Source organism: Streptomyces sp. NPDC051310 (assembly GCF_044455245.1).
Taxonomy (GTDB): Bacteria; Actinomycetota; Actinomycetes; order Streptomycetales; family Streptomycetaceae; genus Streptomyces.
Map to the genome: position 1 here is coordinate 90,419 of NZ_JBITEO010000001.1, position 13,729 is coordinate 104,147.

The window sequence follows — 13,729 nt, forward strand, 5'->3', positions numbered from 1 at the left end:
GAAGGGAGGTGCGGATGCGTCGGTGCAGCCTCGTGCGGCAACGCGCCATGCCCGCAAGGCCCTGGGGGGTGAAGGCTCTTGCTGCAAAAGAGCAGCAAGAGTTTTCGGTCGAGACCGTACGAGCCCGTCGGCGTACGGTCAACCCTTTGGACACAGTCCGGTTACACCCCGGAAATCCGCGGGATTACCGGCTGCAAGACCTTTCGCAAGGAGTTGCAGCGGTGCTACTTTCAACCAGCGTTCCGGTCCGGTCGGCCGAGGGTCCCCTGCACCCCGGGGCCCCACGCGCCCGGCCGATCGGGCCGGTCCACCGCTCGCCGGCTGTTCCGCGGCCGGTGACGTACCGGGAGGCCCGGGGCCGAAGAAGACCCCGCCGCCCCGAACAGGGCAGGTCCCGGGCCTCCTCACCGCGGCTGCGGCCCCGGCTGCGCCGTGGAACCGCGCACCACCAGCTCCGGCTGGAACACGAACTCGGTGCGCTGCACCGGGTTGCCGTCGATCTCCTCCAGCAGCGCGTCGACCGCCGCGGTCGCCATCGCCTGCACCGGCTGGCGCACGGTGGTGAGCGGCGGATCGGTGAACGCGATCAGCGGCGAGTCGTCGAACCCGACCACCGACACGTCCCGCGGCACGTCGAGGCCGCGCCCCCGCACCGCCCGTATGGCGCCGAGCGCCATCAGGTCGCTGCCGCACACGATCCCCGTGCAGCCCTGGTCGAGGAGGACCCCGGCCGCCGCGTGCCCGCCCTCGACACCGAACAGCGTGGACTGCACGCGCAGTTCCGCAGCGGCCCGGTCGACGCCCAGCAGCTGGTGCAGCGCCGCGACGAACCCCTCGGCCTTGCGCCGCGACGGCACGTACCGGGTGGGGCCGATGGCGAGCCCGATGCGCTCGTGGCCCAGCTCCACCAGGTGCCGCACGGCCATGCGGGCGGCCGAGCGGTCGTCGGGCGAGACGAAGTGCGCGTCGATGTGTTCGTTGAACCCGTTGATCAGGACGAAGGGCACACCGCGCCCGGCGAGCCGGGCGTACCGCGCCGGGTCGGCGGCGGCGTCGGCGTGCAGCCCGGACAGGAACACGATGCCGGTGACGCCCCGCTCCTCCAGCTGCTCGACCAGCTCGTCCTCGGTGGCGCCGCCCGGCATCTGCGTGCACAGCACGGGCGTGTAGCCGTGCCCGGCCAGAACCTGCTCGATGACCTGGGCGAACGCCGGGAAGATGGGGTTGGTGAGCTCGGGGATGACCAGGCCGATGAGTCCGGCGCTGCGCCGCTTCAGCCGTACGGGCCGCTCGTAGCCGAGCACGTCGAGGGCGGCGAGCACCCGCGTCCGGGTGCCGCCCGCGACGCCCGCCTTGCCGTTGAGGACCCGGCTGACGGTGGCCTCGCTGACGCCCGCCTGGGCCGCGATGTCGGCGAGCCGCGGGGCGCCCCCTCCTGCTTCGCCCCGCGGCTCCACCGGTCCGTCGCCGCGTGGCGCGAGGACCGTCACACCGCCCACCAGACGGTGGTGTCGGCGGGCAGCTCGGCCGTGCCGTCCACGCTGGTGCGCACCCGCGCGCTGGCGAGCAGCATCCGCCCCGGCACGTCGATCCGTATCGCCCGGCCGGTGGTGTTGGCCGTGCAGACGAAGCCCTCGCGGCGGAAGGCCAGCACGCCCTCGGGCGCCTTCAGCCACTCCACGCCGTCGCCCGCGCCCAGGCCCGGCTGCTCGCGGCGCACCAGCAGCGCGCTGCGGTACAGCTCCAGCGTCGAGGACGGGTCGCCGGTCTGCGCCTCGACGCTCAGGGCGCCCCACGCCGTGGGCTGCGGCAGCCAGCTGCCCCCGCTGCCGAAGCCGTACGAGGAGCCCTCCCGGGTCCACGGGATGGGCACGCGGCAGCCGTCGCGGAATCCGTCCTGGCCGCTCGCCCGGAAGAACGAGGGGTCCTGGCGGACCTCGTCGGGCAGGTCGGTGACGTCCGGAAGGCCGAGCTCCTCGCCCTGGTACAGGTAGGCGGAACCGGGCAGCGCCAGCATCAGCAGGGTGGCCGCGCGGGCCCGGCGCAGCCCGAGCTCACGGTCGCCGGGGGTGCGCAGCTGGGTGCCGAGGCCGGCCGGGTTGGCGAACCGGGTGGCGTGCCGCGTCACGTCGTGGTTGGACAGCACCCACGTGGTCGGGGCGCCGACGGGCTGCATGGCGGCGAGCGAGGCGTCGATGACGCCACGCAGTTCGGCGGCGTCCCAGTGGGTGCTGAGGTACTGGAAGTTGAACGCCTGGTGCATCTCGTCGGGGCGGACGTAGTGCGCGGTGCGCTCGACGGTCGGGGTCCAGGCCTCGGCGACGAGCACGCGCTCGCCGTCGTACTCCTGGAGGACCTTGCGCCAGCTGCGGTAGATCTCGTGGACGCCGTCCTGGTCGAAGAACGGCATGACATCGTTTCCGAGCAGCTTGAGCTGGTCGTGGGCGCCGATGTCGGGCAGCCCCTCGGCCTTGACGAGCCCGTGGGCGACGTCGACGCGGAAGCCGTCGACGCCCATGTCGAGCCAGAAGCGCAGGATGGAGCGGAACTCGTCGCGGACGGCGGGGTGCTCCCAGTTGAAGTCGGGCTGCTCAGGGGCGAACAGGTGCAGGTACCACTCGCCGTCCGCGACGCGGGTCCACGCCGGTCCGCCGAAGATGGACTCCCAGTCGTTGGGGGGCTCGGCACCGTCCGCGCCGCGGCCCTTGCGGAAGTGGTAGCGCTCGCGCAGCGGCGACCCGGGGCCCTCGCGCAGGGCGCGCTGGAACCACTCGTGCTGGTCGGAGGAGTGGTTGGGGACGAGGTCCACGATGATGCGCAGGCCCAGCTCGTGGGCCTCGCGGATCAGCGCGTCGGCGTCGAGCAGGTTGCCGAACATCGGGTCGATGGCCCGGTAGTCGGCGACGTCGTACCCGGCGTCGGCCTGGGGCGAGGCGTAGAAGGGGCTGAGCCAGACGGCGTCGACGCCCAGATCCTTGAGGTAGGGCAGCCGGCTGCGGATGCCTTCCAGGTCACCCATGCCGTCGCCGTTTCCGTCGGCGAAGCTGCGCGGATAGACCTGGTAGATGACCGCGTCTCTCCACCAGCCCGTGTGCGTGCCGGTGGTGCCGGTGGTCGGGGCGGCGGGGGCAGCGAGGTGCTGGGTCATGTCTTCCCTGGGATCGAAAAAGGAGTGGGTGCGGCGACCGGCCCGGTGACAGGCCGGACCGGTCGCCGCTGACCGGGACGGAGCGGTACGGCGCGGATCGCGTAACGGGGTCACGACTTGGTGGCGCCCGCGGTGAGTCCGGAGACCAGGTGCCGCTGGACGAGGGCGAAGACGATCGTCGCGGGCGCGGCGATGAGCACGGCCGCGGCGGTCAGCGAGCCCCAGTCGGCGGTGTACTGGTTGACGAAGGTCTGCAGGCCGCCCGCGAGGGTGAGGTTCTCCTCACCGGTCATGAAGGCGGAGGCGTAGGCGACCTCGGCCCAGCCGGTGATGAAGGTGTAGAACGCGGTGACGGCGAGGCCCGGCTTGGCGAGCGGCATGATCAGCCGCCAGAAGGTGCCGAAGGGCGTCAGGCCGTCGACCCGGCCCGCCTCGTCGATCTCGGCGGGGATGCCGTCGAAGTACCCCTTCATCATCCAGGCGCAGAAGGGCACGGCGACGGTGAGGTACGTGATGACGAGGCCGATGGGCTGGTTGAGCATGCCCAGCGAGGCCAGCAGGTTGTACAGCGGCACGATGAGCACGGCGACCGGGAACATCTGGGTGATCAGCAGCAGCCACATCAGGGGGCGGAGCCCCGGGAAGCGGAAGCGGCTGACGGCGTAGCCGGTGGTGGCGGAGATGAACACACCGATGACGGTGGTCAGTCCGACGACGACCAGGGAGTTGCCGACCCACGACAGGAACTCGGTGTCGGAGATGACGTGGCTGTAGTTGGCGAAGGTGAAGTTCTTGACGAGCGAGGTGTCGAAGGCGTCGTTCGTCGGCTTGAACGAGGTGATCACCAGCCACAGCGGCGGGAAGACGGCGACGACCGAGGCGAACAGCAGCGTCAGGTGCAGGCCGGCGGAGGCGAGCGGCGAGCGCTCGCCGCGGAGCCGGACCTTGCGCGGGGTGGAGGTCGTGCCGGTCACCACATGTCTCCCTGCTTCTTGAGCGCGCGGCGGTAGACGACCGCGAAGAGCGACAGGAGCAGCAGGATGACCACGCCCCAGGCCGCGGATGCCGCGTAGTCGCGCGGGCTGACGACGAACGAGAGCCGGTAGGCGTACGTCACGAGGATCTCGGTGGCGTCGCCCGGCCCGCCCCGGGTGAGCAGGTAGATCACCGGGAACATGTTGAAGGTCCAGATGCAGCTCAGCAGCGTCACCGTGGCGGAGACGGGCCGCAGACCGGGCAGGGTGATGTGGCGGAAGCGCTGCCAGGGGCTCGCGCCGTCCATCTCGGCGGCCTCGTACAGCTCGCCGGGGATGGACTGCAGGCCGCCCAGCATGGAGAGGATCATGAACGGCACGCCCAGCCAGACGTTGACCGCGATGACGGCCACCTTGGCCCAGGTGGGGTCGTTCAGCCAGGAGATGCCGTCGATGCCCCCGCCCGCCAGCAGCTGGTTGAACAGGCCGTTGCGCTCGTTGTAGAGCAGCTTCCAGGTGAAGACCGAGACGAACGGCGGGACGGCCCAGGGCAGGACCAGGGCCATCCGGTAGAAGGTGCGTCCGCGCAGGTTCCGGTTGAGCATGACGGCGAGCGCGAGGCCGAGCGTCACCGACAGGGCGACACAGGTGACCGTCCACACGAGGGTCCAGCCCAGCCGGTTCCAGAACACCTCGTCGGTGAGGACCGCCGTGTAGTTGTCGAGACCGACGAACTCGTACGTCGCGGGGATGTGGTTGACGCCGATGGTGCGCTCGACGTTGGCCTCGTTGGCGTTCGTCAGCGACAGGTAGAAGCCGCGCACCAGCGGGTAGCCGATGATCACGCCGATCACGATCACCACCGGGGCGACCATGCTCCAGGCGTACCAGTGGGTGGACAGCGCCCTGCGCAGCTTGCCCGGCGGCTCGGCGCCCGGGCGGGTGTCAGTGCGGCGGCCGCGGCCGCGGGCGCTGTGGGCGCCCGCGGCCTTCGCCACCGACTGGCTGGTCTCGACAGCCATGGGTCGGTCAGCCCTTCTCACTGCTTACTTGTAGTCCTTCAGGAGCTTGCGGTAGGCGTCGCCGGTCTCCGCGGCGGCCTTCTCCGGGCTGGTCTTGCCGGTGAGGACGTTGGCCATGTGGAGGCGGATCGGCTCGAAGAGCGAGTTGCCCTGCGGGATCCAGGGGCGCTCGACGGCCTTGTCGACCGCGGGCTTGAAGAACTTCACCATCTCGTTGTCGGCCACGGTCGGCTGCGTGTAGACCGACAGGCGGGTCGGCAGCAGGCTCAGCTTCTCGGTGGTCTGCTGCTGGACCTTGGCGGAGCTCATGTACTTGGCGAACTCGTACGAGGCGTTGAGGTTCTGGGAGCCGGCGTAGACCGAGAGGTTCCAGCCGCCCTGCGGGGAGCCCTGCGCGGCGCTGCCGGCCGGGACGGGGGCGATGCCCAGGTTGGCCGGGTCCTTGAACTGCGCACCGGCGCGGGCGTCGGCGATGGCCCACGGGCCGTTGAGCATCATCGCGACCTTGCCGGACTTGAACGCGTTCTGCATGTTGTTCCAGCCGTCGGAGGCGTCGGTGATCGCCGCCTTCGAGTCGACCAGGTCCTTGATGGTCTTGTACGCCTTGACGCCGGACTCGTCGTCGATGGTGACCGTCTTCGACTTGGCGTCGACCATGTCGCCGCCCTCGCCGTAGAGGAAGGACAGGAACCAGTACGGGTCGTCGCCGCGCAGGTAGAGGCCGGTCTTGCCGGGCGACTTCTCGCTGATCTTCTTCGAGGCGGCCTTGAGCTCGTCGATGTTCTTGGGTACCTCGACGCCGGCGTCCTTGAGCATCTTCTTGTTGTAGAAGAGCGCCATGGTGTCGATGACCTGCGGTACCGCGTAGGTCTTGCCCTCGTACTTGGTGCTCGCGGCGGCCTGCGGCAGCCAGTCCACCTCGTTCTCGATGGCGGGCGTCCCGTCGAGCGGGGCGAGGTAGCCGAGGCTGGCGAAGTCGGCGACCCAGGCGACCTCGGTGCGCATCACGTCGGGCGCGCCCGAATTGCCGCCGGCGGCGTTCTTGAACTTGGCGTTGGCCTCGCCGAACGGGACGCTGACGTACTTGACCTTGACCTTCGGGTGCAGCTTGGTGAAGCCCTCGGCCAGCGCCTTGTAGGTCGGCTTCTCGGCTTCGTTCGAGGTGTCCCAGAAGGTGACGGTGCCGGAGAGCTCGCCCGAGCTGTTCGTGCCGTTGCCCTCGCCGTCACCACCGCAGGCCGCGATCGTCAGGCCGAGGGCCGCGACCAGCGCGGTGGCCGCTATGCCACGCCGCATGTGAACTCCTTCAACTGTTCCCGGAAAGATGAAGGCGTCACTCGCCTCCTGCAGACCGCTCCCTCGCGGCGCGCCGGGCTGGGCAGGAACGTAACAGGGATGAAAACGCGCCGAAAGACCTTGCGGCATTTTTCTGCAAGGGCGCCTGATCGTTACATCCGCGTGTCCCTACGGTTGCCGATGGATCGCTTGACACGCCCGTGGCGATGGGGTTGCGGACCCCCCGGAGCCTCTGCAAGCCTTTTCGCAATGCGTTGCAGGATCCTTGCAGGACCGTTTCATGGCCGCCCCCACCTCGTTGGTTGTACGAAACCCCCGTCCCGGCGCACCCGAGAGGGAACCCGCACATGGTCCATGAGCTCACCTCGCCCGCCCCGGCCCCGGACGATCTGCGTCGTGCAAGCCCTTCCAAGCCCGGCTGGTGGCGGGATGCCGTCATCTACCAGGTGTACGTGCGCTCCTTCGCCGACAGCGACGGCGACGGCATCGGCGACCTGCGGGGCGCCCGGGAGCGGCTGCCTCACCTGGTGGCCCTCGGCGCCGACGCGGTGTGGCTCACGCCGTTCTACGCCTCCCCGCAGGCGGACGGCGGCTACGACGTCTCCGACTACCGCGCGGTCGACCCCGTCTTCGGGGACCTGGCGGACGCGGACGACCTGGTCCGCACGGCGCACCAGCTGGGCCTGCGGGTGATCGTCGACATCGTCCCGAACCACACCTCCGACCAGCACCCCTGGTTCCGGGAGGCCGTCGCCGGCCGGGGCCGCCGGCGCTACCACTTCCGCCCCGGCACCGGCCCGGACGGGTCCCTCCCGCCCAACGACTGGGAGTCCGTCTTCGGCGGCCCGGCGTGGACCCGGGTGGCCGACGGCAGCTGGTACCTGCACCTCTTCGCGCCGGAGCAGCCCGACCTGAACTGGGACGACGAGGAGGTGCGCGACGAGTTCGAGTCGGTGCTGCGCTTCTGGCTGGACCTCGGCGTCGACGGATTCCGTATCGACGTCGCGCACGGCATGGTCAAGGCCCCGGGCCTGCCCGACATCGGGCACCGCGAGCAGGTCCGGCTCATCGGCTCGCAGCAGCTCCCGTTCTTCGACCAGGACGGCGTCCACGAGATCCACCGGGCGTGGCGCCGGCTGCTCGACAGCTACGGCGACGAGCGCATCGGGGTCGCCGAGGCGTGGGCCCCGTCGGCGGAGCGGCTCGCCCTGTACGTCCGGCCCGACGAGCTGCACCAGGCGTTCAACTTCCAGTACCTCAACTGCCCGTGGGACGCGGACGCGCTGCGGCGGGTCGTCGACGACTCGCTGCGGGCGACCACGTCCGTGGGCGCGACGACCACGTGGGTGCTGTCCAACCACGACGTCGTACGGCACACCACGCGCTACGGCGCCGGCGCGGCCGGCCTGCGCCGGGCCCGCGCGGCGACCCTGCTGATGCTGGCGCTGCCCGGCTCCGCGTACGTCTACCAGGGCGAGGAGCTCGGGCTGCCGGAGGTGACCGACCTGCCGGACGAGGTCCGGCAGGACCCGGCGTTCCAGCGCGGCGAGGGCCAGGACGGATTGCGCGACGGCTGCCGGGTCCCGATCCCGTGGACCTCCGGGGGCCCCTCGTACGGCTTCGGCCCCGGCGGCAGCTGGCTGCCGCAGCCGCCCGAGTGGCGCGATCTGTCCGTCGAGGCCCAGACCGGTGACCCGGCCTCCACGCTGGAGCTCTACCGCAGCGCGCTCGCCCTGCGCCGCGCCCACCCGGCGCTGGGCGCGGGCGACGGCGTCGAGTGGCTGCCGGCGCCCCCGGGCGTCCTCGCCTTCCGCCGCCGCGCCGAGGGGGCCGCGCTCACCTGCACGGTGAACCTCACCCCCGGCCCGGTACGGCTGCCCGCCCCCGGCCGCCCGCTGCTGTCCAGCGCCCCGCCGGCCGGGGCCTGCACCGGCGAAGCGGCCGCCCTCGGCGGAAAAGTGCCTGCTCCCGCGCGGGAGTTGGCCGATGACGACCCCGACGGAGCCGAGGGGAGGACCGTGCTCCTGGCCCCTGATTCCTGCGTCTGGTGGGCAAGCTGACGTGAGGCCGGTACAGTCGCATCCTATGACCGCGCGGCTAGCCGACATCGCAGCCCAGGCGGGGGTCAGCGAAGCCACAGTCAGCCGCGTGCTCAACGGCAAGCCGGGTGTGGCCGCGGCCACCCGCCAGTCCGTGCTGGCCGCCCTCGACGTGCTCGGCTACGAGCGGCCCGTGCGGCTGCGGCAGCGCAGCGCCGGGCTCGTCGGGCTGATAACGCCCGAGCTGGACAACCCGATCTTCCCGGCCCTCGCCCAGGTCATCGGCCAGGCCCTGACCCGCCAGGGCTACACCCCGGTCCTCGCCACCCAGACCCCCGGCGGCTCCACCGAGGACGAGCTCACCGAGATGCTCGTCGAGCGCGGTGTCTCCGGCATCATCTTCGTCTCCGGCCTGCACGCCGACACCACCGCCGACATGACGCGCTACGACCAGCTGCGCGGCAAGGGTGTCCCGTACGTCCTCCTCAACGGCTTCTCGCCGAAGGTGCAGGCCCCCTTCGTCTCCCCGGACGACCGGGCCGCGATGCAGCTCGCCGTCACGCACCTCGCCTCGCTCGGGCACACCCGGATCGGCCTGGCGGTCGGCCCGAAGCGGTTCGTGCCCGTCGTCCGCAAGATCGAGGGCTTCAAGCGCGGCATGAGCGACCGGCTGGGCCTCGGCCCCGACGAGTCCGAGGAGCTGATCCAGCACTCGCTCTACACCCTGGAGGGCGGCCAGGCCGCCGCCACCGCGCTCATCGAGCGGGGCTGCACCGCTCTCGTCTGCGCCAGCGACATGATGGCGCTCGGCGCCATCCGCGCGGCCCGCCAGAAGGGGCTGCACGTGCCCCGCGACATCTCCGTCGTCGGTTTCGACGACTCCCCTCTCATAGCGTTCACGGACCCGCCGCTGACCACCATCCGCCAGCCCGTGCAGGCGATGGGGCAGGCCGCGGTCCGCGCCCTGCTGGAGGAGATCGGCGGTACCCCCGCACCGCACAGCGAGTTCGTCTTCATGCCCGAGCTGGTGGTGCGCGGGTCGACGGCGTCGGGACCTCAGGGTCAGCGGTCATCCGAAAGACGGATCGATGGCGATGAGGACCCGACTGACGGATGATCGACGCAGTGGACACATCTGGCAGACTCTCGGCCCATGGGTGACACGACAGTGAGAACATTGGAAGGCCGCACGGCGGCCCCGCCATCACCCATCGAGGAGCAGCGCCCGCACCCCGCGCCCGCGCCCCCCACCACCTGGGAGCGGCTGCGCGCGCCGCGGCGTCCCCGCATCTGGTTCGAGATCCTGCTGATCGCGGTGAGCTACTGGACGTACTCGCTCATCCGCAACGCCGTACCGGAGCAGAAGGCGGAGGCACTGCGCAACGCCGACTGGATCTGGCGCGCCGAACAGGTCCTCGGCATAGCCGTCGAGAAGACGGTCAACCACGCCGTCGACTCGGTGACCTGGCTGATCGTGGGCATGAACTACTACTACGCCACGCTGCACTTCATCGTCACGATCGGTGTGCTGGTGTGGCTGTACCGGTGGCATCCGGGCCGGTACGCCGCCGTCCGCCTGGTGCTGTTCTCGACCACCGGAATCGCCCTGCTCGGCTACTACCTGTACCCGCTGGCCCCGCCCCGCCTGATGACCAGCGAGAACTTCATCGACACGGTGCTGGTGCACCACACCTGGGGTTCGATGGCCTCCGGCGACCTGAAGCACATGTCGAACCAGTACGCCGCGATGCCGTCGATGCACATCGGCTGGTCCCTCTGGTGCGGCCTGACCATCTACGCGCTGGCGAAGGCGCCCTGGGCGAAGATCCTCGGCTTCCTGTACCCGACGCTCACCCTGGTCGTCATCGTCGCCACCGCCAACCACTTCTGGCTCGACGCGGTGGGCGGCATGCTCTGCCTCGCCTTCGGCTACACCCTGGCGACCGTCTGGTACCGCAGCGTCCCCCACCGGCTGCCGCGCCAGGTGGGGACCCTGCCTCACGCTCCGTAGAACAGCTCGTCCACCACGGCCCGCGCACGGCGCGTCGTACGGCGGTAGTCCTCGACCATCTCGCCGACGTGCCCCGGGCCGTACCCGAGGTAGCGGCCCACCGCGGCCAGCTCCCGCCCGTCGGACGGGAAGGTGTCGCCGGCCCGGCCCCGGACGAGCATCACGCCGTTGCGCACGCGGGTGGCGAGCACCCACGCCTCCTCCAGCGTCCGCGCGTCCCGCGCGTCGATCAGCCCCGCCTCGCGCGCGGCGGCCAGCGCCCGCCGGGTGCGGGTGGTGCGCAGCCCCGGCACCTCGTGCCCGTGCCGCATCTGCAGCAGCTGCACCGTCCACTCCACGTCCGACAGACCGCCCCGCCCCAGCTTGGTGTGCAGGGTGGGATCGGCGCCCCGCGGCATCCGCTCGGTCTCCATCCGCGCCTTGAGCCGGCGGATCTCCCGCACGGCCGCCTCGTCCAGCCCCTTCGCCGGGTAGCGCAGCGGGTCGATCAGCTCGATGAACCGCCGGCCCAGGTCCGGGTCCCCCGCCATGGGCTCGGCACGCAGCAGGGCCTGGCTCTCCCAGCCGAGCGACCACCGGCGGTAGTACGCCTCGTACGACTTCAGGGTCCGCACCAGCGGGCCGCTCTTGCCCTCGGGCCGCAGGTCGGCGTCGATGAGCAGCGGCGGGTCGGCGGTCGGCAGCTGGAGCAGCCGCCGCATCTCCGCGACCACCGTGTTCGCGGCCCGCGCGGCCTCCTGCTCGTCCACGCCCTCGCGGGGCTCGTGCACGAACAGCACGTCCGCGTCGGAGCCGTACCCGAGCTCGTGCCCGCCGAAGCGGCCCATGCCGATCACGGCGAACCGGGTCGGCAGCTCCTCGCCCCACTGCTCGCGCACGACGGCACGCAGGGTGCCGGAGAGGGTGGCGGCGTTCAGGTCGGTCACGGCGTTGCCGACGCGGTCGACCAGGGCCCCGGTATCCACCTCGGCGGGCCGGTCCTCCGTGCCGTACGAGGCGACGATGTCGGTCGCGGCGGTACGGAACAGCTCCCGGCGCCGTACGCCACGGGCCACGGCGACGGCCTGCTCGGCGTTCTCCGCGCGCCCCACGGCCGCGAGGATCTCCGGCTCCAGGTGGTCGCGGCCGCGCGGCTTCAGCCCCTCCGGGGCGCCCAGGATGGCCACCGCCTCGGGGGCCCGCAGCAGCAGGTCGGGGGCGAGCCGCCCCGCCGACAGCACCCGCGCCAGGTTCTCCGCCGCGGCGCCCTCGTCCCGCAGCAGGCGCAGGTACCACGGGGTCTTGCCCAGGGCGTCGGACACCTTCCGGAAGCCGAGGAGTCCCGCGTCCGGGTCCGCCGAGTCCGCGAACCACCCCAGCAGCACGGGCAGCAGCGTCCGCTGGATCGCCGCCTTCCGGGTCACCCCGGACGACAGCGCCTCCAGGTGCCGGAGCGCGGCCACCGGATCCGCGTACCCCAGCGCCTCCAGCCGCTGGCCGGCGGCCTTGGCGCTCAGTCGTGTCTCGCCGGGCGTGAGCTGCGCCACGGCGTCCAGCAGCGGCCGGTAGAACAGCTTCTCGTGCAGCCGCCGCACCACCGCCGCGTGCCGCTTCCACTCCCGGTTCAGCGCGGCCACCGGATCGGTCCGCAGCCCCATCGACCGCCCGAGCCGCCGCAGGTCGTCCTCGCTCTCCGGCACCAGGTGCGTACGCCGCAGCCGGAACAGCTGGATCCGGTGCTCCATGGCCCGCAGGAAGCGGTACGCCTCGTCCATCTGCGACGCGTCCACCCGCCCCACGTAGCCCCCCGCAGCCAGCGCCCTCAGCGCCTCCAGCGTCGACCCGCTGTGCAGGGTGGCGTCACTGCGGCCGTGCACCAGCTGGAGCAGCTGCACGGCGAACTCCACGTCCCGCAGACCGCCCGGCCCCAGCTTCAGTTCCCGGTCCACCTGCGCGACGGGGATGTTGTCCACCACCCGGCGGCGCATCCGCTGCACGTCGGTGACGAAGTTGTCCCGCTCCGCGGCCTGCCAGACGAGCGGTGAGACCGCGTCGATGTACGCGGCGCCCAGGTCGGCGTCCCCCGCGACGGCGCGCGCCTTCAGCAGGGCCTGGAACTCCCACGTCTTGGCCCAGCGCTGGTAGTAGGCCAGATGGCTGGAGAGCGTCCGCACGAGCGGCCCGTTGCGGCCCTCCGGCCGCAGATTCGCGTCGACGGGCCAGATGGCGCCCTCCACGGTCGTCTCCGAGCAGATGCGCATCAGATGCGACGCCAGCCGCGTGGCCGCCTGCAGCGCCTTCGCCTCGTCGCCGCCGTCGCGCGGCTCCCCCACGAAGATGACGTCCACGTCCGACACGTAATTGAGCTCGTTGCCCCCGCACTTGCCCATGGCGATCACCGCGAGCCGGCACACGGCCGCGTCGTCGGGCGCCGCGGCACAGGCCAGCGCCAGCGCCTTGCGCAGGGTCGCCGTGGCGAGGTCGGCGAGCTCGGCGGCGGTCTCCGCCACGTCGATGGTCCCGCACACGTCACGGGCCGCGATGGCCAGCAGGCACCGCCGGTACGCGACCCGCAGCGACACCGGGTCCGCGGCCTTCGCCAGCTCGCGCTCGAAGTCGGCGACCCCCGGATGCAGGTCCGTCGCCTCGTACGTCACCAGAGCCCGCCAGTCCTCCGGGTGGCGCGCCAGATGGTCCCCGAGCGCCTCGGACGCCCCGAGCACCCCGAGGAGCCGGTCCCGCAGCGGCTTGGCACCGATCAGCGTCCCCAGCAGCTGCCCGTCACGCTGCGCCTCGGCCAGCCGCACCAGCCCGCGCAACGCCAGATCCGGGTCGGCCGTGGCCCCCAGCGCGTCCAGCAACACCGGATCCTCGCGCACCGCCGACAGCGCGGGCAGCTCCAGCAGCCGCTCGGCGGCGGAGGGATCGGTGAAACCGTGCCGCAGCAGCCGCGTGAACGTACTGCTCCTGCGCCCCGGCGTCATGGTGCTCCCCCTCTTCTCGGGGCTCGGTTCGCCTCCGGGGCGCCTGCTGCGTGCGTCGACGGTCGATCGTGCTCGATTCGCTCGTACCTCGCGAACCTCCGCGCGTTCTCCCTTTCGACGCCCGCGCGCCCCTTCGGCTCACTCGCCTTCGGGTGTCCTGGCGCCGAGCCTATCGGCCCACGTGATCGGGGGCATGACCGCCCGCCGCGCCTTCCGGCCCCGACGACGCGGACGCGGGTCCCAAGGGAGGGGTGCCAGGCGCCACCGGCAGACGGC

Annotated in this window: 9 protein-coding genes; 3 read left to right on the forward strand and 6 right to left on the reverse strand. The window is 71.8% G+C overall.

From position 1 onward, the window contains the following. Window positions 1-404 precede the first annotated feature (404 nt). The 5 genes from ACIA79_RS00370 to ACIA79_RS00390 all read right to left on the reverse strand — a co-directional run bounded on the left by ACIA79_RS00370 (window position 405) and on the right by ACIA79_RS00390 (window position 6,440). Complete coding sequence (locus tag ACIA79_RS00370) at window positions 405-1,499, reverse strand: LacI family DNA-binding transcriptional regulator (RefSeq protein WP_399425578.1); 1,095 nt, start codon at window positions 1,497-1,499, stop codon at window positions 405-407. Further along, complete coding sequence (locus ACIA79_RS00375) at window positions 1,487-3,148, reverse strand: glycoside hydrolase family 13 protein (RefSeq protein ID WP_399425580.1); 1,662 nt, start codon at window positions 3,146-3,148, stop codon at window positions 1,487-1,489. The genes ACIA79_RS00370 and ACIA79_RS00375 overlap by 13 nt, the downstream gene beginning before the upstream one ends. A gap of 110 nt (window positions 3,149-3,258) precedes the next feature. Next, window positions 3,259-4,122, reverse strand: a complete 864-nt coding sequence (locus tag ACIA79_RS00380; protein WP_399425582.1) for a sugar ABC transporter permease — start codon at window positions 4,120-4,122, stop codon at window positions 3,259-3,261. After that, a complete protein-coding gene (locus ACIA79_RS00385) occupies window positions 4,119-5,144 on the reverse strand; it encodes a carbohydrate ABC transporter permease (protein WP_399425583.1) in 1,026 nt (341 codons plus the stop codon). The genes ACIA79_RS00380 and ACIA79_RS00385 overlap by 4 nt, the downstream gene beginning before the upstream one ends. Before the next feature lie 24 nt (window positions 5,145-5,168). Continuing rightward, window positions 5,169-6,440: an extracellular solute-binding protein gene (locus ACIA79_RS00390; RefSeq protein WP_399425585.1), complete on the reverse strand. Its 1,272-nt coding sequence runs from the start codon at window positions 6,438-6,440 to the stop codon at window positions 5,169-5,171. 347 nt (window positions 6,441-6,787) lie between these two features. On the opposite strand from ACIA79_RS00390, the gene ACIA79_RS00395 reads away from it, so the two are divergent. The 3 genes from ACIA79_RS00395 to ACIA79_RS00405 are packed head-to-tail and all read left to right on the forward strand — an operon-like array spanning window position 6,788 to window position 10,490. Then, window positions 6,788-8,500 carry a glycoside hydrolase family 13 protein gene (locus tag ACIA79_RS00395; protein ID WP_399425587.1) on the forward strand — a complete coding sequence of 571 codons (1,713 nt, stop codon included), beginning with the start codon at window positions 6,788-6,790 and terminating at the stop codon, window positions 8,498-8,500. A gap of 25 nt (window positions 8,501-8,525) precedes the next feature. After that, complete coding sequence (locus ACIA79_RS00400; protein ID WP_399425589.1) at window positions 8,526-9,596, forward strand: LacI family DNA-binding transcriptional regulator; 1,071 nt, start codon at window positions 8,526-8,528, stop codon at window positions 9,594-9,596. Window positions 9,597-9,632: 36 nt separating this feature from the next. After that, window positions 9,633-10,490 carry a phosphatase PAP2 family protein gene (locus ACIA79_RS00405; RefSeq protein WP_399425590.1) on the forward strand — a complete coding sequence of 286 codons (858 nt, stop codon included), beginning with the start codon at window positions 9,633-9,635 and terminating at the stop codon, window positions 10,488-10,490. Here ACIA79_RS00405 and ACIA79_RS00410 read toward each other — a convergent pair. After that, window positions 10,478-13,453 carry a bifunctional [glutamine synthetase] adenylyltransferase/[glutamine synthetase]-adenylyl-L-tyrosine phosphorylase gene (locus tag ACIA79_RS00410; protein WP_399425592.1) on the reverse strand — a complete coding sequence of 992 codons (2,976 nt, stop codon included), beginning with the start codon at window positions 13,451-13,453 and terminating at the stop codon, window positions 10,478-10,480. The two genes, ACIA79_RS00405 and ACIA79_RS00410, sit on opposite strands and share 13 nt — an antisense overlap. Between the last annotated feature and the right edge of the window lie 276 nt (window positions 13,454-13,729).